The following is a 26,647-nucleotide window of genomic DNA, read 5'->3' on the forward strand; positions in this document are numbered from 1 at the left end:
GAGTTGAGCCGGCGAACAAATTCGCGTGACTTCGCGTGATCTTAAAGCGCGTCGCGATCTTTCGGGTTCACTCCATGCGCTCTAGGTTTTTGATTCTACGCATGTTTTTGTCCCGAGACCGGTTCCCACTTTCGGGAGACATGCTTTAAATCAACGTTCGGTGAGCTTCAGCTCAATGCGGCGGTTCTTGCTGCGCGCCTCATCCGTGTCGGCCGGATCGAGCGGCTGGAACTCGCCGAAGCCGGCGGCGACCAGCCGGTTGGCCGGCACGCCATTCTCGATCAGGAATTTCACCACCGAGGTCGCGCGCGCCGTCGAAAGCTCCCAGTTGTCGCGATAGCGGCCGGTTCCCGACAGCGGCTTGTTGTCGGTGTGGCCGTCGACGCGCAGCACCCAGCTGATCTCGGGTGGGATTTCCTTCTGCAATTCGATGATGGCATCGGCGAGCTTCTTCATCTCGACCTTGCCGGCATCGTTGATCACCTCGGAGCCGGTGGGAAACAGCACTTCCGACTGGAAGACGAAGCGGTCGCCGACGATGCGGATGTTCTCGCGGTCGGCGAGGATCTCGCGCAGCCGGCCGAAGAAATCGGAGCGGTAGCGGTTGAGCTCCTGGACTCGCTGCGCCAGCGCCACGTTCAACCGGCGGCCGAGATCGGCGATCTTGGTGTTGGAGTCGCGATCGCGCTGCTCGGAGACGTTGAGCGCGTCCTCCAGCGCGCCGATCTGCTTGCGCAGCGCCGCGATCTGCTGGTTGAGGATCTCGACCTGGCTCAGCGCCTGCTGGCTGATCTGGCGCTGGTTGTCGAGCTCGCCCGAAAGAGCCGAGGCGCGCTTGTTGGCCGCGTCGCCGGCGCCGGCGCCTTGGTCGAGCAATTGCTGAAGGCGGCTCTTTTCCGCTTCCGCCGCCGACAGCGAGGCCTGCAGGTTGGCGAGCGTATCTTCCTTGTCCTGGCTGTTCGAGCGCTCCAGCGCCAGCAACTGCGTCAGCTCGTTGATCTGCGAGTTGAGGCGGTTGAGCACCGTGTCCTTGCCGGAAATCTCTCGGCTGAGCAGGAACTGCGCCAGCACGAACACGGTCAACAGGAACATGATCGCCAAAAGCAGCGTCGACAGCGCGTCGACGAAGCCCGGCCAGTAGTCGATGCGGCGATCGGCGCGCCGTCTTGCCAGCGCCACGTCAGTGGACCCCTTGCTTCTTCAGCGCATCGGCGATCTTTTCCAGCGTGTTGCGCATCGCCTTCTGCTCGTCGGACTGGGCTTCGACCCAGTCGCGCATGATCTGCTGCTCCGAGCGCATGTTCTTGACCAGGCCGGAAATGCCGTCGGCAAGGTTGGCCATGGCGGTGGCGACGCGTGGGTTGGAGCCGCCGCCGTTCTCCTGCAGGCTGCGCAGCCGTTCCGACAGCAGCCGGATCTCCTCCGACGGCTCGGCGCGGTGCGTATCGGAGACGACGATGTCGGACGAGAGATCAGTCACCGAGGACAGCCAGTTCTCGAGCTCGGTGTAGAAGCGGGTCTGGGCGCGGCCGGCCTGCAGGTCGAGAAAGCCGAGCACCAGCGAGCCGGAGAGACCGAACAGCGAGGACGAGAAGGCCGTGCCCATGCCGGCGAGCGGCGCCGAAAGGCCCTGCTTCAGCGCTTCGAGCACGGCGGCTGCGTCGCCGCTGCCGGGATCGAGCGCCTCGATGGTCTCGCGGATCGAGGCGATGGTGTTGAGCAGGCCCCAGAAGGTGCCGAGCAGGCCGAGGAACACCAGCAGGCCGACCAGGTAGCGCGAGGTGTCGCGGCTTTCGTCGAGGCGGGTGGCGATGGAATCGAGCATCGTGCGCATCGAAGAGGTCGAGAAGGCGATCGTCGACGAGCGGCCGATCATCGCCTTCATCGGCGCCAAAAGCACCGGCTCGGTGGTCTCGGAGCCGGCGCGGAAGGAATTGACCCAGCGCACTTCCCTGAACAGCCGGCCGACCTGGACGAAGGCGAGCAGGATGCCGACGGCGAGCACGCCGATGATCAGACCGTTCAGGCCGGGATTGCTGGAGAAGGCTCTCGAGATCTGGCGGGTGAGGATGGCGGCGATGAAGGCGACGATGATCAGGAAGATCACCATGGTGAGCAGGAAGACCTGCGGGCTCGATAGCTTGTGCGGATCGTAGACCAGGACGTCCGAGCGCCTGCCGAAGGATTTGAGAAAAGCCATCCGTGCCCCGTTTCCGATGCCACCCGCCGCAAATTTGTCGCGACTCTAAACGGAATTGTGACCAAATTGAATGGCGCTTGGCAATATCGCCGCCGCCGCCTTGTGTTGGCGCAATTCCGGACGGAAAACTGTTTCACACTTTTCCTGGAATTGCTCTAAAGCGCGTCGCGCCGAAAGGTATTCAGGCGACGCGCTTTAATCTTTTCGTTTTGATGCATGTCGTCTTCCCAAAACCGCTGCGCACTTTTGGGCGACATGCATTAGTTCAGAACCGGCTGATCACCAGGCAGTCGACCATGGCGGCCAGATGCAGCCCGGCCCCGGCGACGACGAAGCCGTGCCAGACGGCATTATGGAAGCGCAGGCCTTTCCAGGCGAAGAAGATGACACCCAGGGAATAGACGATGCCGCCGGCAATCAGCAGCATGACGGAGGCTGTCGGCAGAGTTTCGACCAGCGGCCCGGCGAGCACGACGCCGCTCCAGCCGATGGCGAGGTAGAAGACGATCGCCAGCCGGTCGTAGCGGCCGGGCAGGAACATCTTGATGGCGATGCCCGTTGCCGCCGCGGCCCACACGACAACGATCATCGGCAGGGCCAGCGACGAGGCCTGGAGCTGAGCGAGGAAGGGCGTGTAGGTGGCGGCGATCAGCAGGTAGATCGCGGCGTGATCGAAACGGCGCAATATCCACTTCGCGGGCCACGATATCGGCCAAAGATTGTAGGCCAGCGATACCGAGAGCACGGTGAGCAGGGATACGACGTAGAAGACCGCGGCGGCATATTCACCGGGGCCGGAATGAAAGGCGGCAAGCGCCAGGAAGGCCGAGCCGGCCGCGATCGCCAGCACGATGCCCACGGCATGGACGATGCCATCGGCGATCATTTCGGCGCGCGAATAATGCCAGCGGCCCACAAAGGGGATTTCGATCTGGGACCCGATTTCGATCTGGGCCTGTGCGTGCGCGTCGTTCATGAGTGATCCTGCACCCTATCTGGGCAGTCGCGGACCAGTATTTCAAGCTTCGATTGCGGTTTTGCGACTACAGCGCCGCGCGTCCTTTCGACGCGCAAAGGACGCTGTAGCACTTTGATTTGCGCATGAACCTATCCGAACCGAAGGTCAGCGAAGCAAAAATCGATTCCGATTTTCGGGGTCATGCGCTAGGGGCGCTTCAACGCGCCGACCTGTCGGCGTGGCCGACCTGTCAGCGGGGCGCCAGCGGCTTCTTCACCGTCTTCAAAAGCGCGCGCTGGATGATCTCGTTGCCGGCGACGACGGAACCGGCCTCCAGCATGTCCTGCCCGCCATCCATATCCGAGACGAAGCCGCCCGCCTCGCGGATGAGCAGCGTGCCGGCGGCGATGTCCCAGGCGGAAAGACCGGTTTCCCAAAAACCGTCCATGCGGCCGGCCGCGACATAGGCAAGGTCGAGCGCGGCGGAACCGAGGCGACGGACGCCGGAGACTTCCGCCATGACATTGCGCAGCTCGATCAGGAAATTGCCGTGCTGGCCGCGGCCGAGATGCGGCACGCCGCAGCCGATCACCGCGTCGGTCAGCTTGGTCCGTCCCGCAACTCGCAGGCGGCGGTCGTTCATGAACGCGCCACCGCCGCGCTCGGTGGTATAAAGCTCGTCCATCGCCGGATTGTAGACGACGCCGGCGACGATCTGGCCCTGGCGCTCGAGCGCGATCGAGACCGAGAAAATCGGGATGCCGTGCAGGAAGTTGGTGGTGCCGTCGAGCGGGTCGACGATCCAGCGATGCTGATCGTCCTCGCCCGCGACGGCACCGCGCTCCTCCATCAGGAAAGCGTAGCCCGGCCGCGCCTTGGACAGTTCGGCAAAGACGATCTCTTCCGCCTTGCGATCGGCTTGGCTGACATAGTCGCCCGGTCCCTTCATCGAGACCTGCAGGTTCTGCACCTCGCCGAAATCGCGCGACAGCGAGCGGCCGGCCTTCATCGCGGCCTGGACCATGACATTGAGGATCGCGGAGCGTGCCATTTTTTCTTCCTGCTGCCGTCTATTCTGCGCGGCGGACGTAAGTGATCTCGTTGGTGTCGACGATGATGCGCTCGCCGGCCGAGATGAAGGGCGGCACCAGCACGCGGACGCCGTTTTCCAGCACCGCCGGCTTGTAGGAGGAGGCCGCCGTCTGGCCCTTCACCACCGGGTCGGCCTCGGTGATGGTCAGCGTCACCTGGTCGGGCAGCGAGATGCCGATCGGCCGTTCCTCGTAGAGCTGGACCGTCACCATCATGCCGTCCTGCAGGAACGCGGCGCGTTCGCCGACGAAGTCCTTTGCCAGTTCGAGCTGCTCGTAGCTCTCGGTGTCCATGAACACCAGCGCGTCGCCCTGTTCGTAAAGGAAGGAAAAATCCTTCAGATCCAGCCGGATCTGCTCGACGGTCTCGGCCGAGCGGAAGCGCTCGTTGAGCTTGGTGCCGTTGATCAGGTTCTTCAGCTCGACCTGGTTATAAGCGCCGCCCTTGCCCGGCTTGACGGTGTTTGTCTTGACCGCCACCCACAAGCCGCCATCGTGCTCGATGACGTAACCGGGACGGATTTCGCTGCCACTGATCTTGGCCATGATGAACTGATCCGGAATGAGATTTTTCGCACGGGAAGCGCGCCTTGGGGCCTCCAAGACCACAAATCGCATTGAGTGGCAAGGGAGCGCCGGAGCGGCGCCGCGCCGCGCGTCGCGATCAGCCGTCGTCGCCAACGACCTCGCCAACGGCCGCGGCAATGGCGTCCGCGACCTTTTCCAGCCGGTTGAGGTGTGGCGAGCGTAGCGCCAAGACCTGCATGGTAAGGTCGAGATCTCCGATATCGACAAGCTCGACACCATCCGGAAGCGATCGCGCTACGAGCCGCAGCGGCATCAGGCCGAGCCCATGCCCCCGGCGTACCCATTCCATCTGCATGGCAGGATCCTGGATCTCGGCGGCGACAAGCAGGCGCTGCCGATCGTCGCCCAGGGCGGACCGAAGCCTCTGGCGCGCGTCGCAAGGCTCGGGGCTCAGCACCCAGGGCATGTCTGCGAAAACGCAATGGTCTGGATGGGAAACAAGGCCGGTCCGCGCCATGATGCCAAGACGTTCCGTGCCGACGACGGCGTCGTTGTCCTGATCGCCGGTCGCCCGCAAGACGATCGCCATGTCGAGCTGCCCGCGCTCGAACTGTTCGATCAATTCGGCGCTCCAGGCAGTCCGGAGGCGCAGAGATACGTTTGGAAACGCGGCCGCGCTGGCAATGGCGCTTGCAACGCTGGCGTCGGACAAGCCGTGCGCCACGCCGACACGAAGCACGCCCTGCGGCTCGGCATCCGTCGCGAAGGATTTCAGCGCTTCCACCGAGGCCAGGATGTCCTTGGCGCGCGCCAACACCTCCAATCCCGCCGCAGTCAGGCGCGGCGGCTTTTGTCGGCGATCGAGCAACGTTGTGCCGAGCATATCTTCCAGTCGCTGCATCTGGCGTGTCACGGCGGGCTGGGTCAGCGGCAGGCGCTGCGCCACCTTCTGGATCGAGCCCTCCTCGGCAAAGAGGACAAGCGTGCGCAGCTCTTCAAGCATTCTCATGTCCAAAGTGCATAATCATTCTAAATATTATGAATTTGAAATCGCGGGCTGAGCAAGCGATTTTTCTTCAAACGCACTCAGTCGAAGGAAAATCAAATGCGCACGATCGAATTGCAGGCTCCCGGTGGCATCGAAAACCTCAGAATGGTCGAGCGGCCGATGCCGGAGCCAGGCCGTCAGGAAATCGTCATCAGGGTCAAAGCGAGCGCGCTCAACTACCGCGACGTCGAAATCGCGCGCGGCAGCTACCACACGAATTTCGCCCCGCCGCTGGTGCTGCTGTCCGACGGCGTCGGCGAGGTGGTGGCCGTCGGCGCGGAGGTCAGCCGGTTCAAGGTCGGCGACCGCGTCTGCGGCACCTTCTGGCAACGCTGGGTGGGCGGCAGCTTCGTCATGGCCGAGGCCTCCTATCAGCGTGGCGGCCCGATCGACGGCATGCTCAGCGAGTTTGCCCGGCTGGACGAGCAGGCCGCTGTCCTTGCGCCTCGGCATCTCAGCGACATCGAGGCGGCGACGCTGGCCTGCGCAGGCGTCACCGCCTGGCATGCGCTGTTCACCGAAGGCAAGCTGAAGCCGGGCGAGACCGTGCTCAGCCTCGGCACCGGCGGTGTCTCACTGTTTGCCCTCCAATTCGCCAGGGCAGCCGGCGCGCAGGTCATCGTCACCTCGAGCAGCGACGAGAGACTTGCCCAAGCGAAGGAACTCGGCGCGCATGGTGGCGTCAACTATCGCGACAACCCGGATTGGGGGCCGGCTGTGCTGAAGCTGACCGATGGCCGCGGCGCCGATCACATCATCGAGGTGGGCGGGCCGCAGAGTTTCGCGCGATCGCTCAAGGCGGCTGCGCGTGGCGCGCAGATCAACGTCATCGGCTATCTCGGCGGCAGCGAAGGGTCGATCAATCCGCTCGACATCTTCCGCCGCCAGGTGATAGCGCGCGGCATACCGGTCGGCTCGCGCGAATCCTTCGAGGCGATGAACCGGGCGATTGCCGTCAACGGCCTGCGGCCGGTGATCGACAAGGTGTTTCCCTGGCAAGAGGCGGCGGAGGCGTTTCGATATCTCGAACACGGCTCGCCCTTCGGCAAGGTGGTGCTCGACCATATGCGGTGACGAAGGGCTTTTTTGTTCGGAAGCAATTGCGGACGGGAAACCGCTCCATGCCTTCCTGGAATTGCCGTTACGGCAGCCGGTTCGCCTTCTGCAGCGCCTGCTTGGTCTGATCGTCGTCGAGGCCCTGCAGGAAGTCGTCCATCTGCGGGTCGATCAGCCCGGCGCGGCGGGCGAGGATGTACCAGGCTCCGGCCAGGATCAGGTCGGGGTCGGTGCCGATGCCGCCCATATAAAGCTTGGCCAAACGGTTCTGGGCGGCGACGTTGCCGCCTTCGGCCGCCCGCCTCATCCAGGCGAAGCCGGACTTCAGGTCGCGCCCGCCGCCGCGCCCCTCGATCATCCAGGCGGCGAGATCGATCTGCGCGGTGTCGTAGTTCTGCCGTGCGGCCTGCGCCAACAGGATACGCGCCCTGGCGTCGTCGCGCGGCCTGCCGCCGGCGCCGTTGGCGTAGATCTGCGCCATCGCGTATTCAGCGTCGGCAAGTCCGGTCGCGGCGGCGCGCTCATAGTAGACGGCAGCCTTGGCAAGCCCGGCGTCGCCCGGATCCTGCTGGATGAGCAATTGGGCGAAGTTGAATTGCGCCAGGCGGTTGCCGGCCTCGGCGGCGGCCTGCATCAGCGCATAGGCTTCCTTGCCGTCCTTCTTCACATAGCGGCCGTCGAGCAGCATCAGCGCGTACTGGAACTGCGCCTCCGGCACGCCCTGCTCTGCGGCAAGCCCATACCATTTCGCAGCCTCGGCTGCGTTGAGCGGCACGCCCAGCCCTCGCGACAGGATCTCGGCGACCAGTGTCTGGGCGGCGGGGTCGCCATTCTTGGCCCGCACCATGGCGAGGTTGTAGGCGGTCCTGTAGAGCCCGCGCTGGAAGGCGCCATAGGCGGCGTCGGGCGGCTTGGCGCCGAAGCGGTCGGGATTGACGGTGTCTGCCGATGGCGGTTGAAGCGTCGCCGGCTGCGGCAGCGGTGTCTCGATCGGCTTGTCGGCATGGGCCGCGCCGGTACTTGGGGTGCCGGTACTTGGGGCACCGGTATTTGGGACGCCGGTATTGGGGACGCTTGTATTCGGGGCGCTTATATCCGGGGCGCTCGTATCGGGCGCGCTCGTGTCCGGCCTGGGCTGTGGCACCGGCACGGTCTCCGTGCCCGCCGCCGCGGCCGCCTGGATCGTCAAGGCAGCGGCCAACGCCGCGAGGGGAAGGCGGGAGCAGCGCACGTCAGTCCTCGAAGCGTGGCGCGGTTTTGTCGAGCAGCGCGTTGGTGGCGGCGACCGCCGCGCGCGGATCGACCCCGTCGGCGAAGACCGCGCTGGAGAGCGCCACGAACTCGGCCCCGGTGGCCGCCACCGTTTCCACCGAGGCGAGCTCGGACCCGGCCATCACGATGCAGGGAATCTGGATCATCTGCGCCCACCATTCGCCGAGCGAGAGGTTGCGCGGATGCGGCTCCGGCTTGTTGTCGTAACCGAAGCGGCCGAAGAACATGTAGTCGGGCCGCTCCTCGCCGAGCTCCAACGCGTCGTCGCGGGTCTTGGCGCCGCCGGTGCCGACCATCATCTTGTCGGCCAGGCGCTCTATCGTCTCGGCGAGCTCCTGACGGTTGGCCTCGACATGGATGCCGTCGGCGTGAACGCGGCCGGCAATGCGGCTGTCACCGGCGATGATGACGGCGACGCCGGCGGCTTGGGCGACCGGCACGATTTTCTCAGCGAAGGCCTGGAAGGTGGCATCGTCCATGCCGTTGTCGGGCAGGATCAGCGAAGCGATGTCGCCGCCGTCGAACGCAGCGCAGATGTGCTCGGCGGTTGCAAGCGGCGGCGCGATCAGCACGATACGGCAGCGGTTGGGCGGGGTGGCTTCATTCATCAGTCTTCGATCCCGGTTTTCGCCTATGGCGGGCGAAGATGGTTGCATTGCGGCATAGAGCAAAGCGTCCGGCTTGAACAGGAGGACCGGCTAAAGATCCAGCTTGTAGCCGATGTGGCTGGCCTTGAAGCCGAGCCGTTCATAGAAGCGGTGCGCGTCGAGCCGGCTCTTGTTGGTCGTCAGCTGGACGATCCTGCAGCCGCGCTCCCGGCATTTATCGATCGCCCATTCCAGCAGGCGCTGCCCGAGCCTTTCGCCGCGCCGGTTGGCCGCGATGCGCACCGCCTCGATCTGGCCGCGCCAGGCGCCCCGTAACGATAGCCCCGGGAGAAAGCTGATCTGCAGCGTGCCGATGACATCGTCGCCGGCGGTCATCACCGCGAGCAACTGGTTCGGGTTGCTGTCGACCGCCGCGAAGGCATCCAGATAGGCTTGCGCCGGCGGCATGCTGGTGTCCTCGCGGGCGCGCCCAAGCGCGTCGTCGGCAAGCATCGCGACGATTGCCGGGAGGTCGGCTTTTTCCGCGCGGCGGATGAGGATTTCGCTCATTGTCAAAAACCTTGTGCTGGTCGGTGACCTTATGCATGGCCCGGCACTTGCCGCAAACCGGCTGGCCGGTTGCGGACAGTTGATCGCGCCGGCCGGCTGAGGGGCGCATCGGCTATCGCGGTGTTCCGCTTTGTGGTCTATTGCAGGTCTCCCGCCCTTCTCCAGCCGCTCATCTCCACCCGCTCTCATCCCCGTCCCCCTTATGTCAGGCCTGCTCAGCGATCCCTGGTTCTATGCCGCCGCCATTCCGGCGGTCATCCTCGTCGGCCTGTCGAAGGGCGGCTTCGGCGGCGCCGTAGGCTTCGTCGGCGTGCCGCTGATGGCGCTGACCATTCCGCCGGTGCAGGCCGCCGCCATCCTGCTGCCGATCCTTTGCCTGATGGACATCGTGTCTGTGTGGACGTGGTGGGGCGTCTATGACCGCAAGATGCTTGTCGACATGATGCCGGGCGCTGTCATCGGCATTGGGCTCGGCTGGCTGACGGCGGCGCTGGTGACCGAGGAAATGGTGCGGCTCATCGTCGGCGCGGTCGCGCTGATCTTCGTCTTGCGCTGGGTCTACCTGCAGGTCCGCCACGGCGCCGACCATGCGGCGGAGCGGAACCCGATCGCGGCGGCCTTCTGGGGCACGGTTGCCGGCTTCACCAGCTTCGTCGCCCATGTCGGAGGCCCGCCCTTCCAGGTCTACGCGCTGCCGATCCGGCTCAACCCGAAGGTGCTGTCGGGGACGGCGGCGATCTTCTTCGCCGCTACAAATGCGCTGAAGCTCATCCCTTACTTCGCGCTCGGCCAGTTCGACACCACCAACCTGACGGCCTCCGGCGTGCTGATGCCGCTGGCGCCGCTGTCCACCATCGCCGGCGCCTGGCTGGTGCGCCGCATGCGCCCGGAAGTGTTTTACCCGTTCACCTACGCGACGGTGGCCGTCGTGGCGGTCAAGCTGCTCTGGGACGGTATCGCGGGACTCGTGCAATAGCGGGGCGGCTCGGCGGCCGCCCCTACAAGCGCGGTCTCAGGCCGCGCTCGGCACCATCTGACGGCCGCCGCCAATGGCGAGCGCGGCGCCGACCGCTATCACCAGTGCCATGCCGGCGAGGATGCCGATGTCGTGCATGGCGGGCTTCAGCACCATGTCGGCGATGATCACCAGCATCACCGCATAGTCAAAACGCGCCCAGCTCATCATGCGCTGGCCGATGGCCAGAACCGCCGGCGTCACGCCTTCCTTGGCGACCATGGCGCCCATGCGCTCGCCGGTCGGCTTGAAGACGAGCATGCCGATCGAAAAGGTCGTGGCGTAGCCGACGAGGCCGATGACGATCCACAGCTCGGAAAAGCCGACCCAGAAGCCGCACATGATGAGGCCGAAGATCAGGGTGAGCATCGACATCGGCGCGAAGAAGCGGCCGCCGAGCTCGCCGCTGGCGCGCAACGCCTGCAGCTTGTCCTCGATGTTGCCGGCGCGCTCGGCAAGCACGCCGAGCAGGAACAGGACGAAACCGCCGCCGACCCACAGAACGGCCGAGACGACGTGAAGGAATTTGACGATCGAGTACCAGTCCATGGTCTGCTCCGGGATGTCTTTTCTTTGATTGGCGACGGCGTTGTGCCGTCGGTTGCGAGGAGCGGGCGTTTAGCGCGGCGCGTGTTTCGGAACGATGTCGCGGCGGCGGCCGCCATGTTTCAGCGCTGCGATCGGCATCCGAAATCCGGTTTTCACGCCAGCCGAGGAGACAAAGCTGGCGCGTCCCGTTCCGGCACAGGAAAGTGCGTTCGGTTAAAAATTCCGCCCGGCGTTAAGGTTTCATTAAGCTTTACAGGCGTTTACTACGCCCATCCAGTTGTCTGGATTCTTACCGAGTGGTTGGAGCCACTTTGTTTGACGCCTCCCTGTTAAACTCCTGAGAGCCGCCTTATCCGCGGCTCTTTTTTTGTCGCCGACGGCCGGTAGGCGTGCGCTCCGGCGTTAACCGTTTGTTAAACATGCGCTTGCCTTCGTGGGCATCGAAGCGCATTTTCAAGCCTCAGTCGTTTAAGGGTGCAGGACGTATCGGCAAGGATGCCGAATCGGCTTGCGGCAGTGCAGGGGGCGTATCGATGATGACCGAGCCTTCGAAAGGCAGCGCGAAAACCATAAAGCTCGCGGAACGCCGGGTTTTCTCCCAATCCTTCAAGCCGCTCTATCAGGAGGGCATGGGCCTGGTCGAGCAGGCGGCCGAATATCTCGACGGCAAGGGCAGGCTCGAGGCCAAGAAGTTGTCGCGCACGGCGGCGACGCTCTATGCGGCTGAATCGATGCGGCTGACCACAAGGCTGATGCAGGTCGCGTCCTGGCTGCTTCTGCAGCGGGCCGCGAACTCGGGCGAGATGACCCGCGACCAGGTCGCTTCTGAAAAATCCAAGGTGCGGCTCGACACTGCCTCGGCGCATGACGAAGCGCTGGGCTGGAACGAACTGCCGAAGGATTTTCTGGATCTGGTGAGCCGGTCGTTGCGCCTGCAGGCGCTTGTGCGGCGCATGGACGAGGAGATCTATGGCGGCGCGATGAACGACACCCCGGCCGCCGTCCGCCGCGCCAACCCGGTGTCCGACCAGATATCGCTTCTCAACACGGCGTTTGCGCGCGGTTAGCCCAAGCTCACTGCCCGTTTCTGGTTTGTTCACAATTCGCTGGCATCGCCATACGCCGAGGTTAGACTTGGCGCATGGGGGAAGCGATTCGCATCATCGGCATCGATCCGGGCCTTAGGCGCACCGGCTGGGGCATCGTCGATAGTCTCGGCAATTCGCTGCGCTTCGTCGCCTCCGGCACCGTGCGCTCCGACGACAAGGCATCGCTCGCGGCAAGGCTCTGCCAGTTGCATGACGGGCTGGCCGAGGTGCTGCATCAGGCCATGCCGCACGAGGCCGCGGTCGAGCAGACTTTCGTCAACAAGGATGCGGCGGCGACGCTGAAGCTCGGCCAGGCGCGGGGCATCGCCATGCTGGTGCCGGCGCGCGCCGGGCTGGTGGTCGCCGAATATGCCCCAAACGCGGTCAAGAAGGCGGTGATCGGCGTCGGCCATGGCGAGAAGAAGCAGATCCACATGATGGTGAAGGTGCTGATGCCGAAGGCGGTGTTCGAAACCGACGACGCCGCCGACGCGCTGGCCATCGCCATCTGCCACGCGCATCACCGCCAGAGCGCCGCCTACCGGATGGCGGCGCTGGCGTGAGGGGAAAATCATGATTGGCAAGCTGAAAGGCACGCTGGACGAGATCGACGAGGACTCCTGCCTGGTCGACGTGCATGGCGTCGGCTATGTCGCCCATTGCTCGGCACGCACGCTGGCTTCGTTGCCGGGGCCCGGCGAAGCGGTGGTTCTGTTCATCGAGACCTATGTGCGCGAGGACATGATCCGGCTCTACGGCTTCCAGTCGGCGCTGGAGCGCGAGTGGTTCCGTCTCCTGATGAACAACGTGCAGGGCGTCGGCGCCAAGGTGGCGCTGGCAGTGCTGTCGACGCTGGCGCCGGCGGACCTCGCCAACGCGATCGCGCTGCGCGACATCGCCATGGTCTCCCGCGCGCCAGGCGTCGGCAAGAAGGTGGCCGAGCGCATCGTCACCGAGTTGCGCACCAAGGCGCCGGCCTATGCGGGCGCCGCCACCGGCACGATCGGCCTCAAGCAGGAGCTCGGCGAAGGAGTCGCGGCGGCGCCGATCACCGACGCGGTCTCGGCGCTGGTCAATCTAGGTTATTCGCGCGATATCGCCGCCAATGCGGTGTCGGCGGCGCTGAAGTCGGCCGGCGAGGGCGCCGATGCCTCGAAGCTGATCCGTTTCGGGCTGAAGGAACTGGCGCGGTGAGGCGGATTGCTGGAAATCAATTTTCCGACTATTACATGATAAGTAAGAAACTGCTCGGAAAGTAAGAAAATGGGCGCGTATGCCAGTCTGACCTCGAAAGGTCAGCTCACCATTCCGAAGGACGTACGAGACGCCTTGTCGCTGAAGGCCGGAGACATGATCGCCTGGACGGTCGTCGACGGCTATTTGGTCGGGACGCCTCGTAATCTCGACTTCGCTGATCTTGCCGGATTTCTGGGAGATCCTCCCGGCGGCCCTGCTTCACTGGAAGAAATCGACGCTGCCGTCCGAGACGCCGTGGGCAGACATGTCGCCGGAGATAAGGCAAGAAGCGGAGAAGAGGGCGGCGCGTGACTTCGATAGGCATCGACACGAACGTTTTGCTTCGAATGGTGCTGAACGATGACGCTGAACAGCGGACAAAAGCCCTTGCCTTTGGCAAGAGCCTCAACGAGGACAAACCAGGATTTGTTAGCCTGATTGTGCTGGTCGAATTCAGCTGGTCGCTCGTTTCGCGTTACAGACTGCCAAAGGAGCAGGTGCAGGCGGCAATCCAAAGGTTGCTGAAAATCAAGACCCTCATGTTCGAGGATTTCGATGCCATTGTTGTGGCGCTCGAACGGTCGACTTCGCCGCAGGTCGATTTTCCTGATGCGCTGATTGCAGAGCATAATCGAAACCTGGGTTGCTCGCATACGGTTACGTTCGATCAGCGTGCTGCCGAGTCAATCGTGGGCATGGAACTGCTGGCATGAGTCTTTCGCCCCGCCTCATTGCTCCCGACAAGCGCGGCGAGGATGCCGACCAGAGCTTGCGGCCGCAGTCGCTCGACGAATTCGTCGGTCAGGCGGCGGTGCGCGCCAACCTCAAGGTCTTCGTCGACGCCGCCAAGAGCCGCGGCGAGGCACTCGACCATGTGCTGTTCGTCGGTCCGCCAGGGTTAGGCAAGACGACGCTGGCGCAGATCATGGCACGCGAGCTCGGCGTCAATTTCCGCTCGACCTCGGGTCCGGTCATCGCCAAGGCCGGGGATCTCGCGGCGTTGCTCACCAATCTCGAGGAGCGCGACGTCCTCTTCATCGACGAGATCCACCGGCTCAATCCGGCGGTCGAGGAAATCCTCTATCCGGCGATGGAGGATTTCCAGCTCGACCTGATCATCGGCGAGGGGCCTGCGGCGCGCTCGGTCAAGATCGACCTCGCCCGCTTCACGCTGGTCGCTGCAACGACCCGGCTCGGGCTTTTGACCAATCCGCTGCGCGATCGTTTCGGCATTCCGGTCAGGCTCAATTTCTACACGGTCGAGGAGCTGGAGCAGATCGTGCGCCGCGGCGCCCGCATCCTCTCGATGCCGCTCGGCGACGATGGCGCGCTGGAGATCGCGCGCCGCGCCCGCGGCACGCCGCGCATCGCCGGCCGGCTGCTGCGCCGGGTGCGCGATTTCGCCTCCGTCGCCGGGAACGGCCATGTCGACAGGCGTATCGCCGACGAGGCGCTGACGAGGCTCGAAGTCGACGGGCTCGGGCTCGACGCGCTCGACCGCCGGTACCTCTCGATGATTGCCCGCAATTTCGGCGGCGGGCCGGTCGGCATCGAGACGATCGCGGCCGGGCTATCCGAGCCGCGCGACGCCATCGAGGACATCATCGAGCCCTACCTCATCCAGCAGGGCTTCATCCAGCGCACGCCGCGCGGCCGCGTGCTGACCGCCAATGCCTGGCGGCATCTCGGCCTCGAAGCGCCGAAGGACCTCGCCCAGCAGCAGATCAGCCTGTTCCAGGAAGAGTAACGGACATTTGTCCGCCTGTTGGGCGGAAAACGGCTTGTCTGCGTAGAATCTGCTCGCCTTGGCCTAGGTGAAGGCGCAATTGCCGCCTTTAAGGCAAGGGTCGCTTAATGGATCCCAAGGGCTTGGGCTGACTGATGATCACCAGACGTGGCTTCCTGCGCCTCATCGGCGGCTCGGTCCTGTCGATGGTGTCGCTGAGCGCCTATGCGGTCGGCATCGAACCGATGCTGCTCACCCATGTGAAGCGCTACGCCTTGACCCCGCCGCACTGGCCCGCGGGGCTCAAGCTGCGCGTCGTGGCGCTGGCCGACATCCATGCCTGCCGCCCTTGGATGACTCCGGAGCGGATCGCCTCGCTGGTCGAAAAGACGAATGCCTTGCAGCCAGACCTGATCCTGCTGCTTGGCGACTATGTTGCCGGAATGCGCCTGGTGACGGCCGACGTGTCCGCACCGGATTGGGCGTCCGCCCTTTCAGGACTGCAAGCGCCGCTCGGCGCGCTCTCGATCCTCGGCAATCACGACTGGTGGCACGATTATGCCGCCCAGGTGGCCGGAGCCGGGCCGACAGTCGCGCGCGGGGCTCTGGAGGGCGTCGGCATCCCGGTGCTGGAAAACGACGTCGCGCGGCTGGAGAAAGACGGGCATGGCTTCTGGGTCGCCGGACTTGCCGACCAGCTGGCAATCCGGCCGAGCAAAGCCCTGGGCCGTCACGGCTTCAAGGGCCTGGACGATCTCGACGGCACGCTCGCCAAGGTGCGAGGTAGCGAACCGATCATCCTGCTCGCGCACGAGCCGGACATCTTCCCGAAAGTCCCTTGGCGGGTCTCGCTGACGCTGTCCGGCCATACCCATGGCGGGCAGGTGCGGCTGTTCGGCTATTCGCCGGTCGTGCCGTCCGAATTCGGCAACCGCTACGCCTATGGCCATGTCGTCGAGAACGACCGCAACCTGATCGTGTCGGGCGGGCTCGGCTTCAGCATCTTGCCGGTGCGCTTTGGTGTGCGGCCGGAAATCCTGCAGATCGATCTCGGTTAGCCACGACGATCAAGCGGCGCGTATGGGTGTGCCGTCGGCTTCATAGCCGATGATCCCCGGCTCCCACCACAACACCGGATTGTTCCGGAAGCTGGCGCGGCTATCCATCCGATCGACCAGCTTGCGGATATTCGGGTGCGCCTCAAGCCTGACATCGAGATCCAGGGGCCGGTTGGCGATGAAACGAAGATGGCAGGTCAGGAAAATATCTTGAACCGAAACGACTTTGCCGAAAAACCCTTCGCCGTCGCGGCCGATCCGTCCCTCGAGCCATCCCATCAGATGGCCGATGCGCTCGACACATCGCGTGAGATGCGAATTGCCGTGATGCCTGACCCCTGACCATTGCATCTGGCTGATGGTCGTTGCGGCGGTCCCGAGCGTCTGGATCGAGGCGAAGAGGAGCCGGTCGGCCCATTCCGACCCTGCCCGCCACATCGACGGCGCCAGAGAAGGATCTCCTCCGACACGCTCCGAATAGGTGGCAAGCAGGTACTCGACGATCACGCCGCTTTCCCACAGCGTCAGGTCGCCGTCCCTGAACGTCGGAACCTGAAGCGCCGGCGTCCATTCGGCGCGGGACGCGGCGGAGGGCGTGGTCGTTTCCTCCCGGCGTTGGTAGTCCAAACCGATCTCGTCGAGCACGACACGAACGCCGCGCGCGAAAGGAGATCCGGTCGTGTAGAGCAGCGAGCGCATAGCCTTGTCCCCCGACGTCGGCGACAGATTAAGTAGCACGGCCGGTGGTCAGCGGGGAAGTTCGCGGATGGCATCCATCACATTGGGCTCGGCCTTGTCGCCGTCGAAGGCATCGACGATGCCGAAGGCGCCGCCATAGCCCCATACCGACCAGGAAAAACCATGCGCCTCGGCGCGGGCGATCATGTCCTTGACATAGGTGGCGCGGTATTCGGCGGGCATCACATAGGCGTTGCCATATTCCTGGCGGATCATGCCGAACTCGCCGAGCGTGATGTTCTCCGGCTTGATGCCGTTGGCCTTGGCCCAGTCCTCGACGGTCTTGAACGGCGCATCCATCTGGCCAATGAGCTTGTCGGGTGTGTCCATGCCGGCGACCTGCTCGTCGAGATATGCAAGCATGCCGCTGCGGCGCGTCCATGGCGCCTCGGCCCTGATCCTGTCGCGGATCGTCTCCAGCGCCACGTCGAGCCGGGCGCGCGGCACGGCGGTCAGCGGATAGGGCAGGCCGGTGACATAGCGGATGAAGTCCCCGGCCCAGGTCGCGCCCTGATGCGTCAGAAGGAACGGATCGTAGGAATGGAAAGCCCAGATGATGTTGTCGTCGGGGATCGCCTTCGGATCGATCTTCGCCAGCGAAGCCGCGTTCGAATAACAGCCGCCGGTGAGGACAAGCGTCAGCCTAGTGGCGGAAGACCGCGCCGCCGCGAACAATTTTTTCTGGCGGTCCGGCCAGAGATTGGTGCCGTTCCCGTCGCAATCGACGATCGGCTCGTTCATCAGCTCGAAGGCGACCTGGCTCGGGTCTTCTCCCGACAGCGTATGCGCCATCTTGCGCACGACCTCGACATAGGCGTCGAAGGTGGTCGGATCGTCCATCACCTCGCTCATGCCGATCTTGCGGCTGCCGCCGGCCGGGATGAGATGCAGGTCGACGATCACTTTCAGCCCGGCGCGGTTGATCAGGCGCGCCGAGTCCCGCACGCTGGCGTAGAGGTCGTCGCGCAGCGCAAGCGTCTCATCGGACAGGAAGGGCGAGGGATCGACCGGCATGCGCAGGAAATCGAAGCCGGCATCCTTCAGCGCCTTGAGGTCATCCTCTTTCAGGAATTTGCGCCATTCCGGATAGGGCAGGATGGCTTTCGGATCGTTCCATTTCTCCTCGCCGGTCCAGGTCGTCCACTGGTCGAGATTGAGACCCCGCTTCATCGAGAACGTCGCCGCCTCGGCGGGCAGTACGAGGGCGCCAAGCGCCAGCAGCGCCGCCATCCAGGTCTTGATCATCGCGCCCAACAGTGCCATCCCGTTCCCGCGCCAAGCGCGCCGCTCCAGCGATCCGGGGAGGGCGCGCGAACGAACAGGTGCCCGTTCGGGCCTGAAAAGGAAAGCGCGATGGACGATCATGGTGAATCGGCGCTCGCCGCCGGGCTCTCCGGGGCGCTGACCGAATTCGGCCACCGTCTGATGGCCCGCGTCTATTACGCCGACACCGATTTTTCCGGCGTCGTCTATCACGCGCGCTATCTCGAATTCCTCGAGCGCGGGCGCTCGGATTATCTCAGGCTTGCCGGCGTCCATCACACCGAGCTCTTGGACGGCAAGCATGGCGAGCGCATCGTCTGGGTGGTCAGACGCATGGAGATCGACTTCCGTTCGCCGGCCCGCATGGACGACATCCTCACCATCGACACGCGCACCGACGATATTTCCGGCGCCCGCATCTTCATGGCGCAGCAACTGAGGCGTGGTGACGAAGTGCTGGTCGAGGCGAAAGTCGAGGCGGCGATCATCGGCGACAACGGCCGGCCGAGGCGTTTTCCGAAGGAGTGGATCGCTGCGTTTATGCCGAAAGCGAGTGGTTGATTTCACCTCGTGCCGGCTTTGCGCTAGGGCATTAGCCAGCCCCATCCAGGCACTGGTGCCGGGCGGCCGGGCGCGGCAATGCGCCGCGCTTTATATCCTAACCCATCCTTAACCATAACGGTTCATGAAGGAATTGGTGAAGATTGGCGCAATTCGTGCGCCTTCCTTTCACCAATATTTGCCCCGAAAAGGCCGCGAAACGGTGCATTCGGGGCTTGTCCCGCAAGCTTCAAGCTTCGCGATCGGATCAAAGGGATGCCCATGGGCCAGCCGCCAGCGATGCCCGGAAAATTCTTAAGGACGTAGTCATGGAAAACATCGCACTCGCCGACCCGGGCGCGCATTTGTCGATATGGGCCTTGTTCATGCAGGCCGGCTGGGTGGTCAAGTTGGTCATGATCGGCCTGCTTTGCGCCTCGATCTGGACCTGGGCGATCATCATCGACAAGCTCGTCGCCTATAGCCGCATGCGGCTGGCGCTCAACCGCTTCGAGCAGGTTTTCTGGTCGGGACAGTCGCTCGAAGACCTCTATCGCACGCTGTCGGACCGCAAGACCACCGGCATGGGCGCGATCTTCGTCGCCGCCATGCGCGAATGGAAGAAGAGTTTTGAAAAGGGCGCGAAATCGCCGCTGGCGCTGCAGACCCGCATCGACAAGGCGATGGACCTGGCGCTGACCCGCGAAATGGAGAGGCTGGAGGGCCGGCTCGGCTTCCTCGCCACCACGGGCTCAGCCGCGCCCTTCATCGGCCTGTTCGGCACCGTCATCGGCATCATGACGTCCTTCCAGGCGATCGCCGCCTCGAAGAACACCAGCCTGTCGGTGGTGGCGCCCGGCATCGCCGAGGCGCTGCTGGCGACGGCCATCGGCCTGCTCGCGGCCATTCCCGCCGTCATCGCCTACAACAAGCTGTCATCGGATGCGAACAAACTCGCCGTGCGCATGGAAGGGTTTGCGGATGAGTTCTCCGCCATACTCTCGCGCCAAATCGATGAAAAAGTCGCGCAGAAGGCCTGAGGTACGATCATGGGTATGTCTGCTGCAAGCGCAGGTGGCATAGGGCGAGGCGGACGCGGCCATAGAAGGCGCGGTCGCCATCATGGCATGATTTCGGAAATCAACGTCACGCCGATGGTCGACGTGATGCTTGTGCTGTTGATCATCTTCATGGTCGCGGCGCCGCTGTTGACCGTCGGCGTGCCGATCGACCTGCCGGATACGCAGGCCAAGGCGATGAATGTCGACACCCAGCCGATCACAGTGTCGATCAACGCGACCGGCCAGATCTATCTGCAGGAAACCGAGATCCCGATCGAGGAACTGGTGGCGAAGCTGCAGGCGATCTCGAAGACCGGTTACGACGAGCGCATCTTCATCCGCGGCGACAAGTCGACCGACTACGGTACCGCCATGAAGGTGATGGCCCGCATTTCGGCGGCCGGCTACAAGAACATCGGCCTGGTCTCGCTGCAGGAACAGGATCAGTAGGACGCGAAATGCGGACCGGCCTCACCTCTTCGGTGATCTTGCATGCGGTGGCGCTGGCCTTCGGGCTGTTCACGCTGTCCTCGCCACCGGCGATGCCTGCTTCCGACGTGGAGTCGGTAGCGGTCGATATCGTGCCAATGGAGGCGATCGCCCAGACGCTGCAAGGCGACAAGAAAGCGGTCATGCATGACAAGCCGGCGCCTCTTCCAACGAAGCGCCCGGATGTCGTTCCCGACGCACAGAAGGTCGGCGAGAACAGCGTCGACACCGACAAGCCGGTGACGGACGAGGCCAAGCCGAAGCCGGTCGAGAAGACCTCCGCGCCGCCGCCGGCGCCGACGCCGACCGAGAAGCCGGCCGTCGAGGACGTGCCGAAGCCGCAGGAAAAACCGAAGCCGGTGCCCGCGACCGAAGTGGCGCCGACCCCTGCGCCGAAGGAAGAGGTCAAGCCCGAGCCGGTCAAGCAGCCAGAGCCGAAGCCGGCGCCGGCCAAGGAGCCGACGCCGTCGCCGCCGAAGGACACGACCGCCGCCATCCAAAAGGAAGAGGTCAAACCGGACGCCGTCGCCCAGGCGATCTCGCAGGACCAGCCGACGGAAGAAGCAAAGCTTCCGGATTCGGCGCCGGCGCCGGAAGCGCGGCCGAAGCCGCAGCCCGCCCAGGCTGAGAGCGCCAAGGCGCCGGAGCGCAAGGATGCGGAAAAGCCGGTCAAGGAGGCCTCCTCGAAGCCGAAGTCGGATGAGAAACAGTTCAACGCCGACGAGATTTCGGCCCTGCTTGACAAGCAGAAGCCGTCCGGCGGCGGCGCCAAGCGCTCGACCCAGCAGTCTTCGCTCGGTGGCGAGAAGGATCAGGGCCAGAAGCTTTCCAAGTCCGAGCAGGGGGCATTGGAAGCTCAGCTCGGCGGTTGCTGGACCTTGCCTGTCGGATTGGAAGGCTCCGAGAACTTCGTCGTCGTGGTCAGGTTCAATCTCGACACCAACGGCAAGCTCGACGGCCGCCCATCGGTCGAGCAGTCGAGCGGCAACCGGCAGTTCGACGAAAGCGCCGTGCGCGCGGTGCAAAAATGCGACGTGGCCGGCCTGCAGGTCCCTGCCGGCAAGCAGGATATCTGGAACGACATCCGGGTCACGTTCGATCCACGGGAGATGCTTGGCCTCTAGGCTTGGCGTCTGAACTATCAAAGGAAGAGAAGCGAGAAGACATGAGATCTTTCCTCAAGCCGCTCCTGATGATTGCAGCCATGGCGCTGGGCATGACGGCCGGCGCCACCTTGCCGGCCTGGGCGCTCGTCGAGCTCAACGTCAACAAAGGCAATGTCGAGCCGCTGCCAATCGCCATCACGGATTTCCAGTCCAATGATGCGCTCGGCGCCCAGATCACGGAGATCGTCACCGCCGACCTGAAGCGCTCCGGCCTGTTCGCGCCGATCGACAAGAGCGCCTTCATCGAGAAGATCTCGGGCCCGGACGCCACGCCGCGCTTCGACGACTGGAAAGTGATCAATGCGCAGGCGCTGGTCACCGGCAGCGTCGGCAAGGAAGCCGACGGCCGCATCCGCGCCCAATACCGGCTGTGGGACACTTTTGCCGGCCAGCAGATGGCCGGTGAGCAGTTCTTCGCCAACGACGCCAACACCAGGCGCGTCGCCCATATCATCGCCGATGCGATCTATGAGCGGCTGACCGGCGAGAAGGGCTATTTCGACACGCGCGTCGTCTTCGTCGACGAATCCGGCGCCAAGAACGCGCGCAAGAAGCGCCTCGCCATCATGGACCAGGACGGCGCCAATGTGCGCTATCTCTCCGACGGCCGCTCGATCGTGCTGACGCCGCGCTTCTCGCCGAACCGGCAGGAAATCACCTACATGTCCTATGAGAGCGGGCAGCCGAAGGTCTATCTGCTGCAGATCGAGACCGGGCAGCGCGAGCTGGTCGGCAACTTCCCCGGCATGACGTTCGCGCCGCGCTTCTCGCCCGACGGCCAGAAGGTGATCATGAGCCTGCTGCGCGACGACGGCAACTCCAACATCTTCGCCATGGATCTGAGAAGCCGCACGACCACGCGGCTCACCAACTCGGTCGCCATCGATACCTCGCCGTCCTATTCGCCGGACGGCTCGCAGATCGTCTTCACCTCCGACCGCGGCGGCGGCAGCGGCCGTTCGCAGATCTATGTCATGGGCGCCGACGGCTCCAACCCGCACCGCATCTCGTTCGGCGACGGCGTCTATTCGACGCCGGTATGGTCGCCGCGCGGCGACCTCATCGCTTTCACCAAGCAGTCCGGCGGCGAGTTCCAGATCGGCGTCATGAAGACCGACGGTTCGGGCGAGCGCATCCTGTCCTCCGGCTTCCAGCAGGAAGGTCCGACCTGGGCGCCGAACGGCCGCGTGCTGATGTTCTTCCGCGACTCCGCCGGCGGGCCGAAGCTGGTTTCGGTCGATCTCACCGGCCGCAACGAACAGCAGATCCCGACGTCGAATTTTGCGTCGGATCCCGCTTGGTCGCCGCTTCTCGAGTAAGGGGAATTCAAGAATTGAAGAATTGAAGAACTGAGGAAATGGAGAAGCCGGAGCGCTACGTCGAGCGCGCGAGGGACTTGGAAGTCTACAAGCGCGCCTACGCGGTTTCCCTTGACGTGCATAGAGCGACGCTTGCCTTTCCGAAAATCGAGCAATACGCGCTAGCCGATCAACTGCGTCGCTCGAGCAAGGCGATCTGCGCGAACCTAGCTGAGGGATTTGCCAAGCAGAGCCACTCCAAGGCCGAATTTGCTCGCTTCGTTTCGATGGCGATTGGGTCATGCAGCGAAGTCGAGACGTGGATATCCTACGCGTTTGACCTTCAATACATCACGCAGGCCCAGCTCGACTCGTGGCGGCAATCCTATGCCAAGGTGCACGGGATGCTCGTGAACCTCAGAGAGAAGCTGACTTGATCCCTTTTCCTCAGTTCTTCAGTTCCTCAATTCTTCAGTTCCTCAATCCCCTCTTTTTTCATGTTTTGGCCGCATTTCCGCCTAGGGTCCGCGCGCATTGTCGATCTTGGTAAATGCGTGGATGCGTAACGGCCGAGGACGGCGGCCGAAACCAAATATTAACTGTGTTTCTTGAATGCCGGTTAACCCAAACGTGGTTACTGGGTGATCAACGAAATCACTCGAATGCGAAGGAGAGGCGGCATGGGCCGTATCGCAGCACTTACCAGAAATCCGGCAATGATCGCGCTGGTGGCGGCCCTCGCCATCACCGGCTGCGCCTCGAAGAAGACCCCGAACAGCGCGGCCGATCTCGGGCTCAACGGCGCCGGCGCCGCCACGCCCGGCTCGGCGCAGGACTTCACCGTCAACATCGGCGACCGCATCTTCTTCGACACCGACTCTTCGTCGATCCGCGCCGACGCGCAGACGACGCTTGGCCGCCAGGCGCAGTGGCTCAACCAGTACAGGCAGTACGCCATCGTCATCGAAGGCCATGCCGACGAGCGCGGCACGCGCGAATACAATCTGGCGCTGGGCGCCCGCCGCGCCGCCGCCACCCGCGACTTCCTGGTCTCCAAGGGCGTCGCCGGCAACCGCCTGAAGACGATTTCCTACGGCAAGGAACGCCCGGTCGCCGTCTGCGACGACATCTCGTGCTGGTCGCAGAACCGCCGCGCCGTCACCACGCTCTCCGGCGCCGGCTCCTGAGACTCCGCGCCGAAAATCGATATCGATTTTCGGAAACGATCATAAGCGCCACAGCGTCCTTTGCGCGTCTGACGACGCGCGGCGCTGTGGGCGGCAAAAATACAACATCGCGAAACGAAAGGCGGCCTCAGGGCCGCCTTTTTCGTATGCGACAGGTTGAAACAAAATTTGGCCGAAGTCTCGCGTCCTGCTATGAGCGCGAGGGCGCTTCCTCCCCATTCCGATTTGGAAAGGCGCATCAGGCCAACAGATTTTCACGGCGAGAGATAGAATGCATTTCAGAACGGTCCTGAGCGGCACGCTTGCGCTGCTGCTCGTATCAAGCATGGCAGGCGTCGCCGCCCCGGCGGACGGCGGGCAATCCTCCGGCAGCGGATTCACCTTCCATCTGCCGACGCTCGGCATCTTCGGCGACAAGAAGAAGACGGAGCAGGCTCAGATGGCGCAGCAGGACGGCGCCGGCATGACCGGCCTGGAAGATCAGCTGCGCCAGATGAACGGCAAGATCGAGGAGCTCAATTTCCAGATCCTGCAGATGCAGGAGCAGATGCGCAAGCAACAGGAAGACAACGAGTTCCGCTTCCAGCAGCTCGAAGGCGGTTCGCAGGGCGCGAAGCCAACCGGCCAGAAGAAATCCGAGGCCGCGCCGCAGGATGGCAATACCGGCAACGGCAACACGAATCCGGGTGATGCGGGCATCGGCGACAGCGGTACCGACACCGGCGTCGCCGAAGCCCCGGCGACGCAAGCTCCGTCCGATCAGGGTGCGCAGGACGGCGGCGGCAAGAGCGTCGGCGAGGTTATCGTCGAGTCGCAGACCGGCGATCCGGGTAAGGTGATCACCGGCGCGCCGCCGAAGACCTTCGGCACCATCACGGTCGACAAGAACGGCAATGTCGTCAACGCCGAAGGCGATCCACAGGCGGGCGCGCCAGCGCAAGCTCCCGCGGCGACGGCAAATGCGCCTTCCGCCGAGACAAGCGCCAAGAGCGGCAAGGGCAAGTCCGGCGGGACGGTGATGGCTTCGTTGCCCTCGACCAACGATCCGGACGAACTCTACCGCAACTCCTACCAGTTCATCCTGTCGGGCGACTATCCCACGGCCGAGCAGGGTTTTCGCGACCACATTTCCCGCTTCCCCAAGGACGCCAAGGCGCCGGATGCGCATTACTGGCTGGGCGAATCCCTGCTTGGCCAGCAGAAATACCGCGACGCGGCGGAGGTCTTCCTGGCCGCCAGCAAGGATTATCCGAAGGCCAAGAAGGCGCCCGACATGCTGCTGAAGCTCGGCGTGTCGCTGGTCGGCCTCAAGCAGAACGACGTGGCCTGCGCCACCTTCAACGAGATCGGCAAGCGCTATCCCGATGTTTCCGGCACGCTCAAGGAGCGCATCAAGCAGGAAAAGGCGCTGGCGTCGTGCTAGCTTGAATGCCGTTGTTCCAAACCCGGAACCACTTTTGGGCGACATGCGCCGATGCTCGACACCGAGCCTGACCTTTCGGACCGCCTTTTCTCAGACTTCGACTTTTCCAACGGCGCCGTTGCAGCCGTGTCCGGTGGCAGCGACTCGACCGCCCTTCTCTTTCTCCTCAAGCATCATCTCGACCGAACCCTGCCCGCGGCAAAACTGCTCGCGGTGACGATCGATCATGACCTCAGACCAGGTTCGGCCGCGGAAGCGCAAGCCGTGGCGAGCGTCTGCGCCGAGCACGAGATCGCGCACCGCACGCTCGTCTGGTCCGGCCGCAAGCCGACGACCGGCCTGGCAGCCGCCGCGCGCGAGGCGCGCTACCGGCTGCTGGCCGAGGCGGCCGAAGCGGAAGGTATCCGCGTGGTCGTAACCGGCCACACCGCCGACGACCAGGCTGAGACGGTGCTGATGCGACAGGTCCGCGCCGACGAAAGGGCCAGCGAAGAGCAGCCGGGCGAGGAGGGCCGCGGCCTCGCCGGCATGGCGCCCGCCACGCTTTACGACTGGCGCACATGGATCGCCCGGCCGCTGCTCGGCACGCGCCGGACTGCGCTGCGCGAGATGCTGAAGCGCCGCGGCATCGGCTGGATCGAGGATCCGACCAATGTCGACCAGCGTTTCGAGCGGCCGCGCATGCGCGCCTCGCTTGCCGGCGACGACGGCGAGACGCTTTTCGCGCAGGCAATCGCGAAGGCCGGACAAGCGGCCGCCGAACGCGGGGACCTCGGCCGCCGCGCGGCCGTGCTGATCGGCGCCTTTGCCGGCAGCCCGGCTTCAGGGCTCATCCGCCTCGATCGCGATTTCGCCAGCGGTGAAGACAGCGAAGCGGCCGTTTATGCGCTGCGCATCCTGCTCGCCACGGTCGGCGGCGTCTCGTTCCTTGTCGATCAGGCGCGTTGCCGGGCGCTGTTCGAGCGTCTTCGGTCCGGAACGCTTTGCGCCACATTGTCGCGGACCGTGGTCGATGCGCGCCGGAGCGGCATCTTTCTTCACCGCGAGGCGCGCAATCTGCCCGCCGCCGTTCCGGCAGAGGACCAGGTCCTTTGGGACGGTCGGCGCCGGATCACATTGAGCGACAGGTCGGGCGGGTTGGTGATCGCGCCCGCGGGGCCCGTCGTCGCCAAGCGATTTGTCCCGCAAGGCGGCGTTCCGGCAAGCATGCAGCGCAAGGCGCTGGCCGCTGAACCCGCGCTGTGGCGCGGCGGTGAACGCGTTGATTTTGCTGGCGGTGGTGATGCGCAGCAGCCAATGGCAAGCGTCCCGGTGGTGTCGCCTTTTGCCCGCTTCCTGCCGTCCTTCGATTTGCTGGCCGCCGCGGCCGTCGCCGCGCTGATCGGCGCGCCGCCGCTGCCGCCATTGCCTTTCCGCGGCCATGATCGCGGCGGACCATGGGCGAAAGCTTAACCGAGGCGTGCTGTTATGCTTGGCAAGGGGAGGCGCTCTCCCTATGTT

At 64.3% G+C, this 26,647-nt stretch carries 30 protein-coding genes; 18 read left to right on the forward strand and 12 right to left on the reverse strand.

What is annotated here, in order from left to right:
• Positions 1-150 precede the first annotated feature (150 nt).
• The 6 genes from AC4FWB_RS30125 to AC4FWB_RS30150 all read right to left on the reverse strand — a co-directional run bounded on the left by AC4FWB_RS30125 (position 151) and on the right by AC4FWB_RS30150 (position 5,780).
• Positions 151-1,179 (reverse strand): peptidoglycan -binding protein, encoded by a 1,029-nt coding sequence (locus AC4FWB_RS30125; RefSeq protein WP_491029866.1) that lies wholly within the window; start codon positions 1,177-1,179, stop codon positions 151-153.
• 1 nt (position 1,180) lies between these two features.
• Positions 1,181-2,200 carry a MotA/TolQ/ExbB proton channel family protein gene (locus tag AC4FWB_RS30130; RefSeq protein ID WP_491029867.1) on the reverse strand — a complete coding sequence of 340 codons (1,020 nt, stop codon included), beginning with the start codon at positions 2,198-2,200 and terminating at the stop codon, positions 1,181-1,183.
• A 265-nt stretch (positions 2,201-2,465) separates the two neighbouring features.
• Complete coding sequence (gene trhA / locus AC4FWB_RS30135) at positions 2,466-3,176, reverse strand: PAQR family membrane homeostasis protein TrhA (RefSeq protein WP_491029868.1); 711 nt, start codon at positions 3,174-3,176, stop codon at positions 2,466-2,468.
• 232 nt (positions 3,177-3,408) lie between these two features.
• The gene (locus AC4FWB_RS30140) at positions 3,409-4,209 is read right to left on the reverse strand and encodes an inositol monophosphatase family protein (protein ID WP_491029869.1); all 801 of its coding nucleotides are present in this window, start codon (positions 4,207-4,209) and stop codon (positions 3,409-3,411) included.
• Between the two features lie 19 nt (positions 4,210-4,228).
• Positions 4,229-4,795: an elongation factor P gene (gene efp / locus AC4FWB_RS30145; protein WP_278076216.1), complete on the reverse strand. Its 567-nt coding sequence runs from the start codon at positions 4,793-4,795 to the stop codon at positions 4,229-4,231.
• Positions 4,796-4,913: 118 nt separating this feature from the next.
• Positions 4,914-5,780, reverse strand: a complete 867-nt coding sequence (locus AC4FWB_RS30150; RefSeq protein WP_491029870.1) for a LysR family transcriptional regulator — start codon at positions 5,778-5,780, stop codon at positions 4,914-4,916.
• Between the two features lie 102 nt (positions 5,781-5,882).
• On the opposite strand from AC4FWB_RS30150, the gene AC4FWB_RS30155 reads away from it, so the two are divergent.
• Positions 5,883-6,899, forward strand: coding sequence for a zinc-dependent alcohol dehydrogenase family protein (locus tag AC4FWB_RS30155; protein ID WP_491029871.1), 1,017 nt, complete (start codon positions 5,883-5,885; stop codon positions 6,897-6,899).
• A gap of 67 nt (positions 6,900-6,966) precedes the next feature.
• Here the strand turns inward: AC4FWB_RS30155 and AC4FWB_RS30160 are convergent, their stop codons facing one another.
• The 3 genes from AC4FWB_RS30160 to AC4FWB_RS30170 form a co-directional block, all read right to left on the reverse strand.
• A complete protein-coding gene (locus AC4FWB_RS30160) occupies positions 6,967-8,070 on the reverse strand; it encodes a tetratricopeptide repeat protein (RefSeq protein ID WP_491029872.1) in 1,104 nt (367 codons plus the stop codon).
• Between the two features lie 43 nt (positions 8,071-8,113).
• Positions 8,114-8,761 carry a thiamine phosphate synthase gene (locus AC4FWB_RS30165; protein WP_491029873.1) on the reverse strand — a complete coding sequence of 216 codons (648 nt, stop codon included), beginning with the start codon at positions 8,759-8,761 and terminating at the stop codon, positions 8,114-8,116.
• A gap of 90 nt (positions 8,762-8,851) precedes the next feature.
• On the reverse strand, positions 8,852-9,310 hold the full coding sequence (locus AC4FWB_RS30170) for a GNAT family N-acetyltransferase (RefSeq protein WP_491029874.1): 459 nt from the start codon (positions 9,308-9,310) through the stop codon (positions 8,852-8,854).
• Between the two features lie 202 nt (positions 9,311-9,512).
• On the opposite strand from AC4FWB_RS30170, the gene AC4FWB_RS30175 reads away from it, so the two are divergent.
• Positions 9,513-10,286 (forward strand): sulfite exporter TauE/SafE family protein, encoded by a 774-nt coding sequence (locus AC4FWB_RS30175; RefSeq protein WP_491029875.1) that lies wholly within the window; start codon positions 9,513-9,515, stop codon positions 10,284-10,286.
• 36 nt (positions 10,287-10,322) lie between these two features.
• On the opposite strand, the gene AC4FWB_RS30180 is transcribed toward AC4FWB_RS30175, so the two are convergent.
• A complete protein-coding gene (locus AC4FWB_RS30180; RefSeq protein ID WP_491029876.1) occupies positions 10,323-10,874 on the reverse strand; it encodes a DUF2269 family protein in 552 nt (183 codons plus the stop codon).
• Positions 10,875-11,410: 536 nt separating this feature from the next.
• Between AC4FWB_RS30180 and rcdA the strand changes: the two genes are divergently transcribed.
• From rcdA to AC4FWB_RS30215, 7 genes are all read left to right on the forward strand, one after another.
• Positions 11,411-11,941, forward strand: coding sequence for a protease adaptor protein RcdA (gene rcdA / locus AC4FWB_RS30185; RefSeq protein WP_491029900.1), 531 nt, complete (start codon positions 11,411-11,413; stop codon positions 11,939-11,941).
• A gap of 74 nt (positions 11,942-12,015) precedes the next feature.
• Positions 12,016-12,525 carry a crossover junction endodeoxyribonuclease RuvC gene (gene ruvC / locus AC4FWB_RS30190; RefSeq protein WP_491029877.1) on the forward strand — a complete coding sequence of 170 codons (510 nt, stop codon included), beginning with the start codon at positions 12,016-12,018 and terminating at the stop codon, positions 12,523-12,525.
• Positions 12,526-12,535: 10 nt separating this feature from the next.
• Positions 12,536-13,156 carry a Holliday junction branch migration protein RuvA gene (gene ruvA, locus AC4FWB_RS30195; protein ID WP_491029878.1) on the forward strand — a complete coding sequence of 207 codons (621 nt, stop codon included), beginning with the start codon at positions 12,536-12,538 and terminating at the stop codon, positions 13,154-13,156.
• 69 nt (positions 13,157-13,225) lie between these two features.
• Positions 13,226-13,510, forward strand: coding sequence for an AbrB/MazE/SpoVT family DNA-binding domain-containing protein (locus tag AC4FWB_RS30200; RefSeq protein ID WP_491029879.1), 285 nt, complete (start codon positions 13,226-13,228; stop codon positions 13,508-13,510).
• Positions 13,507-13,911 carry a type II toxin-antitoxin system VapC family toxin gene (locus AC4FWB_RS30205; protein WP_491029880.1) on the forward strand — a complete coding sequence of 135 codons (405 nt, stop codon included), beginning with the start codon at positions 13,507-13,509 and terminating at the stop codon, positions 13,909-13,911. Before AC4FWB_RS30200 ends, AC4FWB_RS30205 begins: the two co-directional genes overlap by 4 nt.
• A complete protein-coding gene (gene ruvB, locus AC4FWB_RS30210) occupies positions 13,908-14,945 on the forward strand; it encodes a Holliday junction branch migration DNA helicase RuvB (protein WP_491029881.1) in 1,038 nt (345 codons plus the stop codon). Before AC4FWB_RS30205 ends, ruvB begins: the two co-directional genes overlap by 4 nt.
• A 134-nt stretch (positions 14,946-15,079) precedes the next feature.
• The gene (locus AC4FWB_RS30215) at positions 15,080-15,982 is read left to right on the forward strand and encodes a metallophosphoesterase (RefSeq protein WP_491029882.1); all 903 of its coding nucleotides are present in this window, start codon (positions 15,080-15,082) and stop codon (positions 15,980-15,982) included.
• A gap of 9 nt (positions 15,983-15,991) precedes the next feature.
• Here AC4FWB_RS30215 and AC4FWB_RS30220 read toward each other — a convergent pair whose 3' ends face one another.
• Both AC4FWB_RS30220 and AC4FWB_RS30225 read right to left on the reverse strand, forming a co-directional pair.
• Complete coding sequence (locus AC4FWB_RS30220; RefSeq protein WP_491029883.1) at positions 15,992-16,681, reverse strand: glutathione S-transferase family protein; 690 nt, start codon at positions 16,679-16,681, stop codon at positions 15,992-15,994.
• Between the two features lie 48 nt (positions 16,682-16,729).
• The gene (locus tag AC4FWB_RS30225) at positions 16,730-17,983 is read right to left on the reverse strand and encodes a glycoside hydrolase family 5 protein (RefSeq protein ID WP_491029884.1); all 1,254 of its coding nucleotides are present in this window, start codon (positions 17,981-17,983) and stop codon (positions 16,730-16,732) included.
• Between the two features lie 90 nt (positions 17,984-18,073).
• On the opposite strand from AC4FWB_RS30225, the gene ybgC reads away from it, so the two are divergent.
• The 9 genes from ybgC (at position 18,074) to tilS (ending at position 26,599) form a co-directional block, all read left to right on the forward strand.
• On the forward strand, positions 18,074-18,544 hold the full coding sequence (ybgC, locus tag AC4FWB_RS30230) for a tol-pal system-associated acyl-CoA thioesterase (protein ID WP_491029885.1): 471 nt from the start codon (positions 18,074-18,076) through the stop codon (positions 18,542-18,544).
• A 308-nt stretch (positions 18,545-18,852) separates the two neighbouring features.
• Entirely contained in the window at positions 18,853-19,563 is a 711-nt protein-coding gene (gene tolQ / locus AC4FWB_RS30235) for a protein TolQ (RefSeq protein WP_491029886.1), read from the forward strand.
• A gap of 9 nt (positions 19,564-19,572) precedes the next feature.
• The gene (tolR, locus tag AC4FWB_RS30240; RefSeq protein ID WP_491029887.1) at positions 19,573-20,034 is read left to right on the forward strand and encodes a protein TolR; all 462 of its coding nucleotides are present in this window, start codon (positions 19,573-19,575) and stop codon (positions 20,032-20,034) included.
• Positions 20,035-20,042: 8 nt separating this feature from the next.
• Entirely contained in the window at positions 20,043-21,197 is a 1,155-nt protein-coding gene (gene tolA, locus AC4FWB_RS30245; RefSeq protein WP_491029888.1) for a cell envelope integrity protein TolA, read from the forward strand.
• 68 nt (positions 21,198-21,265) lie between these two features.
• Positions 21,266-22,558, forward strand: a complete 1,293-nt coding sequence (gene tolB, locus AC4FWB_RS30250) for a Tol-Pal system beta propeller repeat protein TolB (RefSeq protein WP_491029901.1) — start codon at positions 21,266-21,268, stop codon at positions 22,556-22,558.
• A gap of 38 nt (positions 22,559-22,596) precedes the next feature.
• Positions 22,597-22,974 carry a four helix bundle protein gene (locus AC4FWB_RS30255; RefSeq protein WP_491029889.1) on the forward strand — a complete coding sequence of 126 codons (378 nt, stop codon included), beginning with the start codon at positions 22,597-22,599 and terminating at the stop codon, positions 22,972-22,974.
• Positions 22,975-23,217: 243 nt separating this feature from the next.
• Positions 23,218-23,724 carry a peptidoglycan-associated lipoprotein Pal gene (gene pal, locus AC4FWB_RS30260; RefSeq protein ID WP_491029890.1) on the forward strand — a complete coding sequence of 169 codons (507 nt, stop codon included), beginning with the start codon at positions 23,218-23,220 and terminating at the stop codon, positions 23,722-23,724.
• 271 nt (positions 23,725-23,995) lie between these two features.
• Positions 23,996-25,147, forward strand: coding sequence for a tol-pal system protein YbgF (gene ybgF / locus AC4FWB_RS30265; protein WP_491029891.1), 1,152 nt, complete (start codon positions 23,996-23,998; stop codon positions 25,145-25,147).
• Positions 25,148-25,198: 51 nt separating this feature from the next.
• Positions 25,199-26,599, forward strand: coding sequence for a tRNA lysidine(34) synthetase TilS (tilS, locus tag AC4FWB_RS30270; protein ID WP_491029892.1), 1,401 nt, complete (start codon positions 25,199-25,201; stop codon positions 26,597-26,599).
• Positions 26,600-26,647: the final 48 nt, after the last annotated feature.

This window comes from Mesorhizobium sp. LEGMi-168a (genome assembly GCF_058312955.1).